This is a genomic window from Streptomyces sp. NPDC090045 (assembly GCF_044747975.1).
Taxonomy (GTDB): Bacteria; Actinomycetota; Actinomycetes; order Streptomycetales; family Streptomycetaceae; genus Streptomyces.
Map to the genome: position 1 here is coordinate 250,505 of NZ_JBIVFA010000006.1, position 15,666 is coordinate 266,170.

14 protein-coding genes are annotated in these 15,666 nt (G+C 69.2%); 7 read left to right on the top strand and 7 right to left on the bottom strand.

Going from position 1 to position 15,666, the window contains the following annotated elements:
* Nucleotides 1-138 precede the first annotated feature (138 nt).
* The 3 genes from ACIPYQ_RS18750 to ACIPYQ_RS18760 form a co-directional block, all read right to left on the bottom strand.
* Nucleotides 139-1,407 (bottom strand): MFS transporter, encoded by a 1,269-nt coding sequence (locus ACIPYQ_RS18750; RefSeq protein ID WP_401252342.1) that lies wholly within the window; start codon nucleotides 1,405-1,407, stop codon nucleotides 139-141.
* Between the two features lie 106 nt (nucleotides 1,408-1,513).
* Complete coding sequence (locus tag ACIPYQ_RS18755; protein WP_385168483.1) at nucleotides 1,514-2,596, bottom strand: inositol-3-phosphate synthase; 1,083 nt, start codon at nucleotides 2,594-2,596, stop codon at nucleotides 1,514-1,516.
* A 49-nt stretch (nucleotides 2,597-2,645) separates the two neighbouring features.
* Nucleotides 2,646-3,248 (bottom strand): PadR family transcriptional regulator, encoded by a 603-nt coding sequence (locus ACIPYQ_RS18760; protein WP_361765428.1) that lies wholly within the window; start codon nucleotides 3,246-3,248, stop codon nucleotides 2,646-2,648.
* Between the two features lie 274 nt (nucleotides 3,249-3,522).
* Here ACIPYQ_RS18760 and ACIPYQ_RS18765 point away from each other — a divergent pair, with 274 nt between their 5' ends.
* Both ACIPYQ_RS18765 and ACIPYQ_RS18770 read left to right on the top strand, forming a co-directional pair.
* Nucleotides 3,523-6,120, top strand: a complete 2,598-nt coding sequence (locus ACIPYQ_RS18765) for a transglycosylase domain-containing protein (RefSeq protein ID WP_401252347.1) — start codon at nucleotides 3,523-3,525, stop codon at nucleotides 6,118-6,120.
* Between the two features lie 107 nt (nucleotides 6,121-6,227).
* Nucleotides 6,228-7,688: a glycosyltransferase family 87 protein gene (locus ACIPYQ_RS18770; RefSeq protein WP_401252350.1), complete on the top strand. Its 1,461-nt coding sequence runs from the start codon at nucleotides 6,228-6,230 to the stop codon at nucleotides 7,686-7,688.
* A gap of 9 nt (nucleotides 7,689-7,697) precedes the next feature.
* Here ACIPYQ_RS18770 and ACIPYQ_RS18775 read toward each other — a convergent pair whose 3' ends face one another.
* The 3 genes from ACIPYQ_RS18775 to ACIPYQ_RS18785 form a co-directional block, all read right to left on the bottom strand.
* Entirely contained in the window at nucleotides 7,698-8,729 is a 1,032-nt protein-coding gene (locus tag ACIPYQ_RS18775; RefSeq protein ID WP_401252353.1) for an alanine racemase, read from the bottom strand.
* A 43-nt stretch (nucleotides 8,730-8,772) separates the two neighbouring features.
* On the bottom strand, nucleotides 8,773-9,891 hold the full coding sequence (locus ACIPYQ_RS18780; RefSeq protein WP_361765418.1) for a peptidoglycan bridge formation glycyltransferase FemA/FemB family protein: 1,119 nt from the start codon (nucleotides 9,889-9,891) through the stop codon (nucleotides 8,773-8,775).
* A 142-nt stretch (nucleotides 9,892-10,033) separates the two neighbouring features.
* Nucleotides 10,034-10,345, bottom strand: a complete 312-nt coding sequence (locus ACIPYQ_RS18785; RefSeq protein ID WP_401252357.1) for a hypothetical protein — start codon at nucleotides 10,343-10,345, stop codon at nucleotides 10,034-10,036.
* A 247-nt stretch (nucleotides 10,346-10,592) separates the two neighbouring features.
* On the opposite strand from ACIPYQ_RS18785, the gene rpsF reads away from it, so the two are divergent.
* The 4 genes from rpsF to rplI all read left to right on the top strand — a co-directional run bounded on the left by rpsF (nucleotide 10,593) and on the right by rplI (nucleotide 12,297).
* A complete protein-coding gene (rpsF, locus tag ACIPYQ_RS18790) occupies nucleotides 10,593-10,883 on the top strand; it encodes a 30S ribosomal protein S6 (RefSeq protein ID WP_004950685.1) in 291 nt (96 codons plus the stop codon).
* 72 nt (nucleotides 10,884-10,955) lie between these two features.
* Nucleotides 10,956-11,552 carry a single-stranded DNA-binding protein gene (locus tag ACIPYQ_RS18795; protein ID WP_319721203.1) on the top strand — a complete coding sequence of 199 codons (597 nt, stop codon included), beginning with the start codon at nucleotides 10,956-10,958 and terminating at the stop codon, nucleotides 11,550-11,552.
* A gap of 43 nt (nucleotides 11,553-11,595) precedes the next feature.
* On the top strand, nucleotides 11,596-11,832 hold the full coding sequence (gene rpsR, locus ACIPYQ_RS18800) for a 30S ribosomal protein S18 (protein WP_005315025.1): 237 nt from the start codon (nucleotides 11,596-11,598) through the stop codon (nucleotides 11,830-11,832).
* 18 nt (nucleotides 11,833-11,850) lie between these two features.
* On the top strand, nucleotides 11,851-12,297 hold the full coding sequence (gene rplI, locus ACIPYQ_RS18805; protein WP_351290121.1) for a 50S ribosomal protein L9: 447 nt from the start codon (nucleotides 11,851-11,853) through the stop codon (nucleotides 12,295-12,297).
* A 114-nt stretch (nucleotides 12,298-12,411) separates the two neighbouring features.
* On the opposite strand, the gene ACIPYQ_RS18810 is transcribed toward rplI, so the two are convergent.
* Nucleotides 12,412-13,749: an MATE family efflux transporter gene (locus ACIPYQ_RS18810; protein ID WP_401252362.1), complete on the bottom strand. Its 1,338-nt coding sequence runs from the start codon at nucleotides 13,747-13,749 to the stop codon at nucleotides 12,412-12,414.
* 451 nt (nucleotides 13,750-14,200) lie between these two features.
* On the opposite strand from ACIPYQ_RS18810, the gene dnaB reads away from it, so the two are divergent.
* Nucleotides 14,201-15,664, top strand: coding sequence for a replicative DNA helicase (gene dnaB / locus ACIPYQ_RS18815; RefSeq protein WP_361765440.1), 1,464 nt, complete (start codon nucleotides 14,201-14,203; stop codon nucleotides 15,662-15,664).
* Nucleotides 15,665-15,666: the final 2 nt, after the last annotated feature.

Genomic DNA, 15,666 nt, shown 5'->3' on the forward strand with positions numbered 1-15,666 from the left:
GGTGGAGATCGGCGGTTTGGGGCGTGAGGCGGCGGTGGTCGGGCTCTGTGTGTGGGGGGCCGCTCTGGCCTGCGGGACGGCCGCCGGCGGCGATGTTTCACGTGAAACATCGCCGCCGGCGGCCGTTTGCGGTCCCCCTCACACGAGACGCCGCTCCTGCCGGCCCAGCAGCACCGCGGTCAGGGCGTAGAGGGCGGACACGCAGAGGATCAGGGTCACGGACCGTCCGTCGGCGGGGAGCATCAGGGAGGCCACGGCCGCCGCTCCCACGAAGGCGACGTTGAAGAGCACGTCGTAGACGGAGAAGACGCGGCCGCGGTAGTCGTCGTCCACCCGCGACTGCACCTCCGTGTCGGTGGCGATCTTCGCGCCCTGGGTGGCGAGGCCGAGCACGAAGGCGGCGACCAGCATCGGTCCCGGGGCGAAGAACAGGCCGAGGGCCGGCACCAGGACCGCGGCTCCTGCCGAGCAGGCCGTGATCCAGCCGAGGGTGCCCAGCCGGCCCGCCAGCCAGGGGGTCACGACGGCGGCCGCGAAGAACCCCGCTCCGGAGGCTCCGACCGCGACGCCGAGCAGGGCCAGCCCCTCGGCCTCGTTGTCCGACCAGGAGTAGCGGCAGAGCATCAGCAGCATGACGAACAGGGCCCCGTAGCAGAACCGCATCATGGTCATCGCGGCGAGCGCCCGGGCCGCCTCGCGCCGGCCGGCCAGGTGCCGGAGGCCTTCGGCCATGCCCCGCACGGTGAGGGCGGCCCCTTCGAGGACGGAGGGGTGGACCCGGCCGGCGGGATGGTCGGGCCCGAGGAGGCCGATGGCCAGGTGCAGGGAGACGAGGGCCGCACACAGGTAGAGCCCCGCCCCGAGCAGGACGACGAGGGCGTTGGAGTCCGAGGCCAGCAGCCTGACCAGGAAGGCCAGCCCTCCGCCGGCGACCGCCGCCAGGGTTCCGGCGGTGGGGGAGAGGGCGTTCGCGGTGACCAGCTGGTCGCGGCCGACGACGCGGGGCAGGGAGGCGGCGAGACCGGCCAGTACGAAGCGGTTGACGGCGGTCACGGACAGCGCCGAGGCGTAGAACAGCCAGTCGGGTACCTCCGCGACGATCAGCATCCCGGTGACGCAGGCGAGGAAGGCCCGCAGCAGATTGCCGTAGAGGAAGACCTGACGGCGGCGCCAGCGGTCGAGCAGCACTCCGGCGAAGGGGCCGATCACCGAGTAGGGCAGCAGCAGTACCGCCATGGCCGAGGCGATGGCCGCCGGCGAGGTCTGTTTCTCCGGGGAGAAGACCACATAGGTGGCGAGGGCGACCTGGTAGACGCCGTCCGCCGCCTGGGAGAGCAGCCGTACGGCGAGCAGATTGCGGAAGTCCCTCAGGCGCAGGAGTACGCGCAGATCACGTACGACAGGCATGAGGGCAAGGGTCACATACGCGGAGGGTCCCCGGGCATATTGCCCGGGGACCCTCCGCGGAAGAACAGTCGAAGTCCAGGTGTCCTCGCGGACCCTTGGGGTTCGACTAGCGCTCGACCTCGCCCTTGATGAACTTCTCGACGTTGGCGTAGGCCTCGTCGTCGAAGTACTGCACCGGCGGGGACTTCATGAAGTAGCTGGACGCCGACAGGATCGGGCCGCCGATACCGCGGTCCTTGGCGATCTTCGCGGCGCGCAGGGCGTCGATGATGACACCGGCGGAGTTCGGGGAGTCCCACACCTCGAGCTTGTACTCGAGGTTCAGCGGGACGTCGCCGAAGGCACGGCCTTCGAGGCGGACGTAGGCCCACTTGCGGTCGTCGAGCCACGCGACGTAGTCGGACGGGCCGATGTGGACGTTCTTCTCGCCGAGCTCACGGTCGGGGATCTGCGAGGTGACGGCCTGCGTCTTGGAGATCTTCTTCGACTCGAGGCGGTCGCGCTCGAGCATGTTCTTGAAGTCCATGTTGCCGCCGACGTTGAGCTGCATGGTGCGCTCGAGACGGACACCGCGGTCTTCGAACAGCTTCGCCATCACGCGGTGCGTGATGGTGGCGCCGACCTGGGACTTGATGTCGTCGCCGACGATCGGGACACCGGCCTCGGTGAACTTGTCGGCCCACTCCTTGGTGCCGGCGATGAAGACCGGGAGGGCGTTGACGAAGGCGACCTTGGCGTCGATGGCGCACTGGGCGTAGAACTTCGCCGCGGCCTCGGAACCGACCGGCAGGTAGCAGATCAGGACGTCGACCTCGCGGTCCTTGAGGACCTGGACCACGTCGACCGGAGCCTCGGCGGACTCCTCGATCGTCATGCGGTAGTACTTGCCCAGGCCGTCCAGGGTGTGGCCGCGCTGAACGGTCACACCCGCGTTCGGGACGTCACAGATCTTGATGGTGTTGTTCTCGCTGGCGCCGATGGCGTCCGAAAGGTCGAGGCCGACCTTCTTCGCGTCGACGTCGAACGCGGCGACGAACTCGATGTCACGCACGTGGTAGTCGCCGAACTGGACGTGCATCAGACCGGGGACCTTGGCCGCCGGGTCGGCGTCCTTGTAGTACTCGACGCCCTGCACCAGCGAGGCGGCGCAGTTGCCTACGCCGACGATGGCTACGCGAACCGAACCCATTCCGGTTGCTCCCTGTTTGTTCTCGGACGAGGTCTGCGAGATGCAGGCCTCATTTTTCAGTTTCGTCGGACGGCCCGGGTCGCATCCGATCCCGTCCCGCCCGCTCACTCTCGATGAGCTCGTTCAGCCAGCGCACTTCGCGCTCCACCGACTCCATGCCGTGCCGTTGCAGCTCGAGCGTGTAGTCGTCGAGGCGCTCCCGCGTTCGGACGAGGGAGGCGCGCATCTTCTCCAGACGCTCCTCCAGCCGGCTGCGGCGGCCCTCCAGCACCCGCATGCGCACCTCTCGTTCGGTCTGGCCGAAGAAGGCGAAGCGGGCGGCGAAGGACTCGTCCTCCCAGGTGTCGGGGCCCGTGTGGGAGAGGAGCTCCTCGAAGTGCTCCTTACCCGCGGCCGTCAACCGGTAGACGATCTTGGCGCGGCGCCCTGCGAGTGAAGCGGCGAGAGCGTCCTCCGGGGCGTTGCCCGGTTCTTCGATCAACCAGCCGTTGGCGACCAGCGTCTTGAGGCAGGGGTAGAGCGTCCCGTAGCTGAAGGCCCGGAACACCCCCAGCGAGGTGTTGAGCCGCTTGCGCAGCTCGTAGCCGTGCATGGGGGACTCGCGCAGCAGGCCGAGGACGGCGAACTCGAGGATGCCTGAGCGTCTGCTCATCCGCCTGCCTCTCCTCCGCCCCTGAGTCTTTATGCCGAGCTGATGTATCGACTCGATACATCCAGACGATAGAACGGGGCGCCCTGATCGACAAGGGGTGATCTGGTGACCGGTGTCACATCACCAATTCGCACCAGGAGAGTTGCCTGATTTGGGGTGAACTTCGGCACTGGTCAGGTTTTGACCGTGCGTAGTCTGTGCGCCATGACACCGGGGGAACCGGAATTCACCTGCCGCTTCCAGGCCACTCGCCTGCCCGAGGAGTAGTCGTTCGATGAGCGAGCACCGCCGCAAACCGCCGCAGCCCCAGGGTGGCGGGCGGGCCTCGGCCCGCCGCGCCGCTCCGCAGCGCCCCGGCAGGGGCGCCCCTGCCGGACGTGACGTCCCCACGGCGTCACACAGCGGCCCGTACGAGCAGCCCGCGCCGCACAGCCGCGCCGAGGCCCGCCGCGCCACCCAGAGAGGGGCCGGGGGCCGCGGCAGAGGCGCCGCGAACGCCGCTCGCGGCACGGGCCGCCCGGACAAGCGGCTGATCAACTATCCGCGGTCCGACCGGGACGGCTGGAAGCGCTTCGTGCCCTCCTGGAAGCTCGTCTCGGGCACCGCCCTCGGCTTCTTCGCGGTCGTCATCGCGGGAGCCGGCGTCGGCATCGCCATGGTGGGCACCCCGGACCCGAACAAGGCGGCCAAGGCGCAGAACAACGTCTTCTACTGGGCCGACGGCAGCCAGATGGTGGCGACGGGCGGTTCGATGAACCGGCAGATCGTGCCCATCTCGAGCATCCCCCGGTCGATGAGGGACGCCGTGATCGCGGCGGAGAACGAGTCCTTCGAGACGGACAAGGGCGTCGACCCGATGGGTGTCGGCCGCGCCGTCTGGAACATGGCCACGGGCGGTTCCACCCAGGGCGGCTCGACCATCACCCAGCAGTACGTGAAGAACACCTACCTGGACTCCGACCAGACGCTGAAGCGGAAGGTCACGGAGCTCTTCATCGCGATAAGGCTGGGTGTCTCCAAGCCGAAGGACGAGGTCCTCGCGGGCTACCTCAACACCGCCTACTACGGGCGGGACGCCTACGGGATCCAGGCCGCGGCCCGCGCCTACTTCGGCAAGGACAGCCAGGACCTGAACCCCGCCGAGTGCGCGTTCCTGGCCTCCGTGCTCAAGGGCCCGAACCTCTACAACCCGGACGGCGGCATCGGCGCCCAGGCCACCCCCGAACTCAACGAGGGCCGGGCCCGCGAGCGCTGGGCCTGGGTGCTGGACCGTGAGGTCGAGGTCGGCCGGATGGACAAGGCCGAGCGGGCGAAGTACAAGGACTCGGACTTCCCCGCACGCGTCGAGTCGGAGCAGGCCCGCGGCATGACCGGCCAGATCGGCTACCTGGTCGACACGGCCAAGGCGTACGTGATGAAGAACACGGGCGTCACCGCCGAGCAGATGGCCCTGGGCGGCTACCGGATCAAGACCACCTTCCAGAAGCCGAGGGTGGACGCCCTGTCCAAGGCCGTGGAGGACATCCGCAACGGCTTCATCGACGAGAAGAAGCGGCCCGACACCGACACCTTCGTCCAGTTCGGCGCGGCCTCCGTGGACGTGAAGACCGGGGCGCTCGTGGCCCTGTACGGCGGTCCGGGCTGGGACCAGAAGTACTTCAGCAACAACGCCAACACCAGCGGTGTCCCGGTCGGCTCGACCTGGAAGCCGTACGTGCTCGCGGCAGCCATGCAGCACGGCACCCAGAACTCCAACGGCCAGGGCATCTCGGCCGACAGCAAGTACCAGGCCAACGACCTCACGGTGATCAACAACCGTGAGGGCAGGCCGCTGCGCGACGCCAAGGGCCAGCCGTTCAAGCAGAAGAACGAGAGCCCGACCGCCTACGGGTACGTCACCCTCAACGAGGCGATGGAGAAGTCCATCAACGTCCCGTTCGCCCAGCTGATCTTCGACGTCGGCCACAGCAAGGTGCGGGAGCTGGCCAAGTCCACGGGCATCCTCGACGAGTCGATCAACCCGAACCCGGACGCCTCCTCCGCCCTCGGCACCTCGACCCCCAGCGCCATCCGGATGGCCGACTCGTACGCCACGTTCGCCGCCTCCGGCACGCACCACGAGCCCTACTCGGTGATCGAGGTCGAGAAGGACGGCGAGAAGCTGTCCGGCTTCGAGCCCCCCAAGGCCCAGCGGGCCATGGACAACGCCGTCGCGGACAACATCACCAAGGTCCTGGAGAACGTCGTCCAGAACGGCACCGGCAAGAAGGCCAAGAAGCTGGGCCGGCCCGCCGCGGGCAAGACCGGTACCACGGACGAGAACAAGTCGGCGTGGTTCGTCGGCTACACCCCGGAGCTGTCCACCTCCGTCGCCCTCTTCCGCACCGACCCCAACTCGCAGGACCGGAAGCTGCAGTCCATGAACGGCGTGGGCGGCATCCCGTCCATCCACGGTGGTGACATCCCGGCCGAGATCTGGACCGAGTACATGAGCGAAGCGCTCAAGGACACTCCGGAATCGGACTTCCCGGAGCCCGACGACGCCGGCGTCACCGCCGACTCCGCCGGTGCCCCCTCCCCCACGCCGTCGGCGCCCGCCTCGCCGTCCCCGTCCCCGTCGGCGACCCCGTCGCCCTCCCCGACGATGCCGTCCCCGACCCCGTCCAAGGGCGGGAAGCCGTCCTGCAAGCCGTGGGAGCTGTACTGCGACCCGGACGACCCCACGCGCGGGACGACCAACGGAGGCACGAACACCGGCACCAATTCGGGGGTCATCGCCGGCACCCAGGGCGGGCCCAGCGGATCGCCGTCCCCGTCGGGCACCGGCAGACCGGGCCGCCCGGGCGGCACCACCGGCACCGTGCCGGACTGACCCGCCGGACCGACCCGCCCCACCGCCCAGTGAACAGAGGAAGGCCGTCGCACCCGCCGTGCGACGGCCTTCCCCCGTGTCCGGCCCCGTACGGCAGGATGACCCCCATGACCCAGGTGCACGAGGACCGTCCCGTACCGCCGACGCAGCAGGACGAGGTCGCCGCAGCCGGCAGTGAGCTCATCGGAGGCCCGCTCGGCCGCTACGCGCGGCTCGGCGGCCACTGGCTGGGGCCGGTCCGCGTCGTGGCCCTCCTCGCCATCGGCATGTTCGCGCTCGGCATGGTGCAGAAGCTGCCCTGCTACGACTGGGCGTGGTTCCGGGGAGCGGGCTCGCAGTACACCCACGCCTGCTACTCCGACATCCCGCACCTGTACGCGGTACGCGGCTTCGCCGACAACCTGACGCCCTACTTCGACCGGCTGCCCGGCGACATGGAGTACCTGGAGTACCCGGTGCTCACCGGGCTCTTCATGGAGATCGCCTCCTGGCTGACCCCTGGCAGCGGCTCCATGCAGCACCGCGAGCAGATGTACTGGATGGTCAACGCCGGCATGCTGATGGCCTGCGCGGCGGTCATCGCCGTGTGCGTCGCGCGCACCCACCGCCGCCGGCCCTGGGACGCCCTGCTCTTCGCCCTCGCGCCCGCCTTCGCCCTGACGGCGACGATCAACTGGGACCTGCTGGCCATCGCCCTGACCGCCGCCGCGATGCTCATGTGGTCCCGCAGCCGGCCGGTCCTCTTCGGCGTCCTGATCGGCCTCGCCACCGCGGCCAAGCTCTATCCCGTCCTGCTGCTCGGGCCGCTGTTCGTGCTCTGCTGGCGGGCCGGGAAGTGGCGCGAATTCGGCTTGGCCACCTTCGGAGCGGCCCAGGCCTGGCTCACGGTGAACCTGCCCGTCATGCTCTTCGCCTGGGACGGCTGGAAGAAGTTCTACACCTTCAGCCAGGAACGCCCCATCGACTTCGGCTCCGTGTGGCTGCTGATCTCGCAGCGCTCGGGCAACCCCCTGGAAGACGCCAACACGTACGCGTCCGGGCTGACGCTCCTGCTGTGCGGGGCCGTCGGACTGCTCGCCCTGACCGCCCCGCGGCGGCCCCGGTTCGCGCAGCTGGTCTTCCTGGTCGTCGCCGCCTTCATCCTGTGCAACAAGGTCTACTCGCCCCAGTACGTGCTGTGGCTCATCCCGCTCGCCGCGCTGGCCCGGCCGCGCTGGCGGGACTTCCTGATCTGGCAGGCCGGCGAGGTCGCCTACTTCCTCGGGATCTGGTTCTACCTCGCCTACACGACCAGCGGGGACAAGCACCAGGGCCTGCCCGTGGAGGGCTACCAGCTGGCGATCGTCGCCCACGTGCTGGCCACCCTGTACCTGTGCGCGGTCATCGTCCGGGACATCCTGATGCCCGAGCGGGACGTCGTACGCCGCGACGGCTCGGACGACCCCTCGGGCGGCGTCCTGGACGGGTCCGAGGACGTGTTCGTGCTGTCGGACGCGGCGAGGGCGCCGCGGTACGCGGCGCCCTCGGAGGGACAGCGGGTCGACTGGGGCACGGGCCCCAAGGACTGACGGGCCTGCTCAGGCGTCGAGCACCCGGTCGAACTGCGTGGTGGTGTGGCGCAGGTGCGCCACGAGCTCGTCGCCGACCTTCGGCTCGCTCGCGTCCGAGGGCACGAACAGGATCGACACCTGCATGTGCGGCGGCTCCGCGAACCAGCGCTGCTTGCCCGCCCACACGAAGGGCGACAGGTTGCGGTTGACGGTGGCCAGGCCCGCCCGGGCGACGCCCTTGGCGCGCGGCATCACTCCGTGGAGCGCCTTGGGGGCCTCCAGGCCGACTCCGTGCGAGGTACCGCCGGCGACCACGACCAGCCAGCCGTCGGAGGCGGCCTTCTGCTGGCGGTAGCCGAACCGGTCGCCCTTGGCCACGCGCGTGACGTCGAGGACCGCACCGCGGTACTCGGTCGCCTCGTGGTCGCCCAGCCACAGCCGGGTGCCGATGCGGGCCCGGAACCGGGTCTGCGGGAACTGCTGCTGGAGCCGCGCCAGCTCCTCGGCCCGCAGGTGGCTGACGAACATGGTGTGCAGGGGCAGCCGGGCCGCGCGCAGCCGGTCCATCCAGCCGATGACCTCCTCGACGGCGTCCGAGCCGTCCGGGCGGTCCAGGGGCAGGTGCAGGGCGAAGCCCTCCAGCCGGACGTCCTCGATGGCCCCGTGCAGCTGGCCCAGATCCTGCTCGGAGATGCCGTGGCGGCGCATCGAGCTCATGCACTCGATGACCACGCGGGCGCCGACCAGACCGCGGACCCCGTCCAGCGAGGACACCGAGCGGATGACCCGGTCCGGCAGCGGCACCGGCTCCTCGCCCCGCCGGAACGGGGTGAGGACGAGCAGGTCGCCGCCGAACCAGTCCTTGATGCTCGCGGCCTCGTACGTCGTGCCGACGGCGAGTACGTCGGCGCCCATCCGGGTCGCCTCCTCGCACAGCCGCTCGTGGCCGAAGCCGTAACCGTTGCCCTTGCAGACCGGGATCATTCCGGGGAACTGGTCCTGGATCTGCTTCTGGTGCGCACGCCAGCGCGCGGTGTCGACGTAGAGCGTGAGCGCCATGGCCCGTCCGGCACCTTTCTCGATAACAGCGGGGGTCAGGGGATCAGCGGCGCGACATGTAGATGTCGAGCGCCTTGTGCAGCACCTTGTTGAGCGGGAAGTCCCACTCGCCGACGTACTCGACGGCCTCGCCGCCCGTGCCGACCTTGAACTGGATCAGTCCGAACAGGTGGTCGTTCTCGTCCAGCGTGTCAGAGATGCCGCGCAGGTCGTAGACGCTGGCACCGAGTGCGTACGAGTCGCGCAGCATGCGCCACTGCATCGCGTTGGAGGGCCGGACCTCGCGCTTGTGGTTGGCGGAGGCGCCGTAGGAGTACCAGACGTGCTGGCCGACGGTGAGCATCGTGGCGGCGGCCAGCGGCTCCCCCTCGTGCGTGGCGATGTACAGGCGCATCCGGTTCGGGTCCTCGGCGTTGAGGGCCGTCCACTGGCGCTGGAAGTAGCTGAGCGGGCGCGGGCGGAACTTGTCGCGCTCGGCCGTGATCTCGTACAGGTGCTGCCAGGTCGGCAGGTCGTCGTAGCCGCCCTGGACCACCTCGACGCCGGCCTTCTCGGCCTTCTTGATGTTGCGGCGCCACAGCTGGTTGAAGCCCTTGAGGACGTCGTCCAGCGAGCGGTTGGCCAGCGGCACCTGGAAGACGTAGCGGGGCTGGACGTCGCCGAATCCGGCGCCGCCGTCCTCGGCCTGCTGCCAGCCCATGCGGCGCAGCTTGTCGGACACCTCGAAGGCGCGGGGCTCGATGACCGAGGCCTCCACGTCGCGCAGGCGCTTGACGTTCGGGTCCTGGATGCCGGCCTTGATGGCCGTGGAGTTCCAGCGCCGGATGACGACGGGCGGGCCCATCTTCACGGTGAAGGCGCCCTGCTGCTTGAGGTGGGCCAGCATCGGCTGGAGCCACTCCTCCAGGTTCGGGGCGTACCAGTTGATGACCGGGCCCTCGGGGAGGTAGGCGAGGTATCGCTTCACCTTGGGCAGCTGGCGGTACAGCACGAGGGCGGCACCGACGAGTTCATTGGACTCGTTGAACCATCCGAGGTTCTCGGAGCGCCACTCGTTCTTCACGTCGGCCCACGCCGGGACCTGGCAGTGGCTAGCCGAGGGCAGGCTCTGGAGGTAACCCAGATGCTGCTCTCGGCTGATGGTCCTCAGGGACAGGCTCATGCGGGGCGTCTCCTCCGGCGGCTTCGCTGGCTATGGCGCGAAGCCTACTGCGACAGGGGCGCCACCCTTCTGGGGGACGGGCCGTGGGCCCGGGCCGGTGCACGGCCGGCGCCCTGCCGAGGAGGTTGCCCGGCCGGCTCGGTCAGCCCCCGAAGAGGCCGCCGTGGAACATGCCCAGGTAGAAGCCGATGGCAGACGCACCAAGGCCGAGGATCAGCGCGAAGCGCTCGCGTGTCGTGACGGAGACGAACTGTCCGTACGCGCCGGTCAGGATTCCGATCAGCCCGGCCCACGAGCTGATCAGGTGCAGGTTGTGGAAGAAGGCCGTGACGAACGCCACGGCGCCGAGGACCAGAGTGACCGCCATCAGGGCGTCCTGCAGCGGGTGGGGCTTGCCGTCGGTGGAGAGCAGCGAGATCTGAGGGGTCTGAGGGGACCGCATTGCCTGTGCCATCGGAAGGCACCTCCTGGCTGACGCAGAACGGTGTGGGGAGCCGCCCCGGCAGGGGCCGGGGCATAGCACCGGGCACACCCGATGGATACAGATTGGGGCCCTCTCCCGCCGGATTTCAACCGGAAGGAGTCGAGGAGGTAGTCTGTACAGCTGCGCGGTGTCTGCTTGCGGACACCGTGCGCACGCATCACGACCCTCCTGCCACGGAACGACCGTGGCCGCTGAGTCCAAAGGAGGTGGGTTCCACATGCGTCACTACGAAGTGATGGTCATCCTCGACCCCGATCTCGAGGAGCGCGCTGTCTCCCCGCTGATCGAGAACTTCCTCTCCGTCGTCCGTGAGGGCAACGGAAAGGTCGAGAAGGTCGACACCTGGGGCCGTCGTCGTCTCGCTTACGAGATCAAGAAGAAGCCCGAGGGCATCTACTCGGTCATCGACCTTCAGGCCGAGCCTGCGGTCGTCAAGGAGCTTGACCGACAGATGAACCTGAACGAGTCGGTTCTCCGGACCAAGGTCCTTCGCCCCGAGACCCACTGAACTTCGGTTCAGCGGTAATCGGGACCGAGTAGCACAGCAGCCCAGCAGCAATCCCCGCCGAGAGGTTCATCCATGGCAGGCGAGACCGTCATCACGGTCGTCGGCAATCTCGTCGACGACCCCGAGCTGCGCTTCACCCCCTCGGGTGCGGCGGTCGCGAAGTTCCGTGTCGCGTCCACTCCCCGCATCTTCGACAAGCAGACCAATGAGTGGAAGGACGGCGAAGGCCTGTTCCTGACCTGCTCGGTCTGGCGTCAGGCGGCGGAGAACGTCGCCGAGTCCCTTCAGCGGGGCATGCGCGTCATCGTGCAGGGCCGGCTGAAGCAGCGGTCGTACGAGGACCGTGAGGGTGTCAAGCGCACGGTCTACGAGCTGGACGTCGAGGAAGTCGGCCCCAGCCTGAAGAGCGCCACGGCCAAGGTCGCCAAGACCAGCGGTCGCGGTGGCCAGGGTGGGTACGGCGGCGGTGGCGGCCAGCAGCAGGGTGGCGGCGGTGGCTGGGGCGGAGCCCCCAGCGGCGGCGCCCCGCAGGGCGGCGGAGGTCCCTCCGACGACCCGTGGGCGTCCAGCGCGCCGGCCGGTGGCCAGCAGCAGGGCGGCGGCGGGGGCGGCTGGGGCGGAAGCTCCGGCGGCTCCGGCGGTGGCTACTCGGACGAGCCGCCCTTCTAGGGCAGCTCGCATCCCCACTTCTTGATCACACAGGAGAGACACAATGGCGAAGCCGCCTGTGCGCAAGCCTAAGAAGAAGGTCTGCGCATTCTGCAAGGACAAGACCGCGTACGTGGACTACAAGGACACGAACATGCTGCGGAAGTTCATTTCCGACCGCGGCAAGATCCGTGCCCGCCGCGTTACCGGCAACTGCACGCAGCACCAGCGTGACGTCGCCACGGCCGTGAAGAACAGCCGTGAGATGGCGCTGCTGCCCTACACGTCCACCGCGCGATAAGGAAAGGGTGACCGACTAATGAAGATCATCCTGACCCACGAGGTCTCTGGCCTCGGCACCGCCGGCGATGTCGTCGACGTCAAGGACGGTTACGCTCGCAACTACCTGGTCCCGCGTGGTTTCGCGATCCGCTGGACCAAGGGTGGCGAGAAGGACGTGGCGCAGATCCGCCGCGCCCGCAAGATCCACGAGATCGCGACCATCGAGCAGGCCAACGAGGTCAAGGCCAAGCTCGAGGGCGTGAAGGTGCGTCTGGCCACCCGTGCGGGTGACGCCGGCCGTCTCTTCGGCTCCGTGACCCCGTCCGACATCGCCACGGCGATCGAGGCTTCCGGTGGTCCGAAGGTCGACAAGCGCCGCGTTGAGCTGGGCGCCCCGATCAAGACCCTCGGTTCGTACCAGGTCTCCGTGCGTCTGCACGCCGAGGTCGCCGCGAACGTGGGCATCGAGGTCATCGCCGCCTAAGGGCTGCGCGTGAAGGGCCGCACCCCTCGGGGTGCGGCCCTTCGTCGTTTCCGGTGCTTCCCAGTGCTTCCCGGTGCTTCCCGGCGCCGGCCGATGTTTCACGTGAAACATCGGCTAGCGGGTGGCTCCCGCGATCAGCCAGCGGCCCGAGCGGGCGCGCACCCGGAGGGTGATCATCCGGACCAGCATCATCAGGGTCATGGCCCACCAGAGCGTCGTGATGCCGCCGCCCACGACCGGGACGAGGAGCGCGGCCGGGACGAACGCGGCCAGGGTCAGGAGCATGGCCCGGGCCAGGTAGCGGCCGTCGCCCGCGCCCATGAGGACCCCGTCGAGGACGAAGACGATGCCCGAGACCGGCTGGGAGAGGGCCACGACCAGCAGGGCGGGCAGCAGGGCCGCCTCGACCGCCGGATCGCTGGTGAACAGCGGAATGAACACCGGGCGGGCCAGGACCACCAGCAGGCCCAGTACGACGCCCGAGGCGATGCCCCACTGCACCATGCGGCGGCAGACGGCCTTGGCGCCTTCCGTGTCCCCCGCGCCCAGGTAGCGGCCGATGATGGCCTGCCCGGCGATCGCTATGGCGTCGAGCGCGAAGGCGAGCAGGCTCCACAGGGCGAGCAGGATCTGGTGGGCGGCGATGTCGGCGTCGCCGAGCCGGGCGGCGACGGCGGTCGCGATCATCAGGATGGCGCGCAGGGACAGGGTGCGGACCAGCAGGGGCGCTCCGGCCTGGGCGCAGGCCCGTATGCCGTCGGGGTCCGGGCGCAGGGAGGCGCCGTGCCGCCGGGCTCCGCGGACGACCACGACGAGATAGGCGGCTGCCATCGCGCACTGGGCGATGACCGTGCCCCAGGCGGAGCCGGCGATGCCGAGGCCCGCGCCGTAGACGAGGGCGGCGTTCAGGCCCACGTTGAGGGTGAAGCCGCCGATGGCCACGTAGAGCGGGGTGCGGGTGTCCTGGAGGCCGCGGATCACCCCGGTGGCGGCCAGGACCATGAGCATCGGCGGGATGCCGAACGCGGAGATCCGCAGATAGGTGACGGCGTACGGGGCGACGGTGTCGGAGGCTCCGAAGAGGGAGATCAGCGACGGCGCCGCGGGCAGCACCACGGCGACGACGGCCGCGCCGAGCAGCAGGGCGAGCCAGATGCCGTCCATGCCCTGCCGGATGGCCGCTTGCAGGTCGCCGGCGCCGACCCGGCGGGAGACGGCCGCGGTGGTGGCGTAGGCGAGGAAGACGAAGACGCTCACGGCGGTGGTGAGCAGTGCGGCGGCGATACCGAGGCCGGCGAGCTGGGGAGTGCCGAGATGTCCCACGATGGCGCTGTCGGCCATCACGAAGAGGGGCTCGGCGACGAGTGCGCCGAAGGCGGGGACGGCGAGCGTGAAGATCTCCCGGTCGTGCCGTCTCGGCCCAGCCTCGGGTGCGGTGAGGGCCTGTGTCATGCGCTCAATCTAATCTTCCACAGGTAATGGATGCAACCTAGCTGTGATCCTTACTGTGGCGTCGGTGTGAGCCTTCTCCGCGACTCGTTGGAGGCGATCTCGAGACCGTGGCCAAGATTTTTCTTCCCCACCGTCTCTGGAGAGGAAAATCCCAGGTCAAGTGGGGTAACGGGGTGGCGCGGGTGATTTTGTCCACAGCGTCGTCCCCCGGTCCGTACACAGCTTCCGGCGAGTTACCCACAGCATTGGCGCCGTCATCCACATCTCATCCACACAGCCTGTGGATAACAAGATTGGCTGACGCCGCTCCCGGCCCTACCGTGGTGCGTTGCCCGACTCGCCGACAGCCGATTCGGGTGCCCCAAATGTCAGAGCCGTGCCATAGAAAGAGTGGCACGGCGAGGTCCGCGTTGCGGACGGGAGGAGGCGCCCGGTGAGCATGCCCGAGCCCATGGACGACCCCTGGGCCGACAGCGGTCCAGGTGACCGTCTGCCCGCCCGTCCGCGCCGTAACAGCGAAGGCCGCGGCCGCGGGGACGAACAGCACGACCGGGGCCGCGAGGGCGGCTCCTGGGACGGCGGCGGGGGCGGCTTCGAGCGCGTGCCCCCGCAGGACCTGGACGCCGAGCAGTCGGTGCTCGGCGGCATGCTGCTCTCGAAGGACGCCATCGCCGACGTGGTCGAGGTCATCAAGGGCCACGACTTCTACCGGCCCTCGCACGAGACGATCTTCCAGGCCATCCTCGACCTGTACGCCAAGGGCGAGCCGGCCGACCCGATCACCGTCGGCGCGGAGCTGACCCGGCGCGGCGAGATCAGCAAGGTCGGCGGGGCCTCGTACCTGCACACCCTGGTCCAGTCCGTGCCGACGGCGGCGAACGCCGAGTACTACGCGGAGATCGTCCACGAGAGGGCCGTGCTGCGCCGCCTGGTCGCCGCCGGCACGAAGATCACGCAGATGGGCTATGCGGCCGACGGCGACGTCGACGAGATCGTCAACAGCGCCCAGGCCGAGATCTACGCCGTCACCGAGCAGCGGACCTCCGAGGACTACCTGCCGCTGGGCGACATCATGGAAGGCGCCCTCGACGAGATCGAGGCCATCGGCTCGCGCAGCGGCCAGATGTCGGGCGTCCCCACCGGTTTCACGGACCTGGACTCGCTGACCAACGGCCTGCACCCGGGCCAGATGATCGTCATCGCGGCCCGTCCCGCGATGGGCAAGTCCACGCTCGCCCTGGACTTCGCCCGGGCCTGCTCCATCAAGGCCAACCTGCCGAGCGTGATCTTCTCCCTCGAAATGGGGCGCAACGAGATCGCCATGCGCCTGCTCTCGGCGGAGGCCCGGGTGGCGCTCCACCACATGCGCTCGGGCACGATGACGGACGACGACTGGACCCGGCTGGCCCGCCGGATGCCGGACGTCTCCGCCGCCCCGCTCTACATCGACGACTCCCCCAACCTGTCGATGATGGAGATCCGGGCCAAGTGCCGCCGGCTCAAGCAGCGCAACGACCTCTCGCTCGTGGTCATCGACTACCTCCAGCTGATGCAGTCGGGCGGCTCGCGCCGTCCCGAGAGCCGTCAGCAGGAGGTCTCGGACATGTCCCGAAACCTCAAGCTGCTGGCGAAGGAGCTCGAGGTCCCCGTGATCGCGCTCTCCCAGCTGAACCGTGGTCCGGAACAGCGCACCGACAAGAAGCCGATGGTCTCCGACCTGCGTGAATCGGGCTCGATCGAGCAGGACGCGGACATGGTGATCCTGCTGCACCGCGAGGACGCGTACGAGAAGGAGTCCCCGCGCGCGGGCGAGGCGGACCTGATCGTGGCCAAGCACCGTAACGGCCCCACGGCCACGATCACCGTGGCCTTCCAGGGCCATTATTCGCGCTTCGTGGACATGGCCAACACGTAGCA

What these genes read in the sequence shown, in the direction of transcription:
- dnaB (WP_361765440.1), top strand. Translation starts at nt 14,201, where the DNA reads ATGGACGACCCCTGGGCCGACAGCGGTCCAGGTGACCGTCTGCCCGCC.
- ACIPYQ_RS18780 (WP_361765418.1), bottom strand. Translation starts at nt 9,891, where the DNA reads ATGAGCCTGTCCCTGAGGACCATCAGCCGAGAGCAGCATCTGGGTTAC.
- ACIPYQ_RS18775 (WP_401252353.1), bottom strand. Translation starts at nt 8,729, where the DNA reads ATGGCGCTCACGCTCTACGTCGACACCGCGCGCTGGCGTGCGCACCAG.
- rpsR (WP_005315025.1), top strand. Translation starts at nt 11,596, where the DNA reads ATGGCGAAGCCGCCTGTGCGCAAGCCTAAGAAGAAGGTCTGCGCATTC.
- ACIPYQ_RS18785 (WP_401252357.1), bottom strand. Translation starts at nt 10,345, where the DNA reads ATGGCACAGGCAATGCGGTCCCCTCAGACCCCTCAGATCTCGCTGCTC.
- ACIPYQ_RS18770 (WP_401252350.1), top strand. Translation starts at nt 6,228, where the DNA reads ATGACCCAGGTGCACGAGGACCGTCCCGTACCGCCGACGCAGCAGGAC.
- ACIPYQ_RS18795 (WP_319721203.1), top strand. Translation starts at nt 10,956, where the DNA reads ATGGCAGGCGAGACCGTCATCACGGTCGTCGGCAATCTCGTCGACGAC.
- ACIPYQ_RS18760 (WP_361765428.1), bottom strand. Translation starts at nt 3,248, where the DNA reads ATGAGCAGACGCTCAGGCATCCTCGAGTTCGCCGTCCTCGGCCTGCTG.
- rplI (WP_351290121.1), top strand. Translation starts at nt 11,851, where the DNA reads ATGAAGATCATCCTGACCCACGAGGTCTCTGGCCTCGGCACCGCCGGC.
- rpsF (WP_004950685.1), top strand. Translation starts at nt 10,593, where the DNA reads ATGCGTCACTACGAAGTGATGGTCATCCTCGACCCCGATCTCGAGGAG.
- ACIPYQ_RS18755 (WP_385168483.1), bottom strand. Translation starts at nt 2,596, where the DNA reads ATGGGTTCGGTTCGCGTAGCCATCGTCGGCGTAGGCAACTGCGCCGCC.
- ACIPYQ_RS18750 (WP_401252342.1), bottom strand. Translation starts at nt 1,407, where the DNA reads ATGCCTGTCGTACGTGATCTGCGCGTACTCCTGCGCCTGAGGGACTTC.
- ACIPYQ_RS18765 (WP_401252347.1), top strand. Translation starts at nt 3,523, where the DNA reads ATGAGCGAGCACCGCCGCAAACCGCCGCAGCCCCAGGGTGGCGGGCGG.
- ACIPYQ_RS18810 (WP_401252362.1), bottom strand. Translation starts at nt 13,749, where the DNA reads ATGACACAGGCCCTCACCGCACCCGAGGCTGGGCCGAGACGGCACGAC.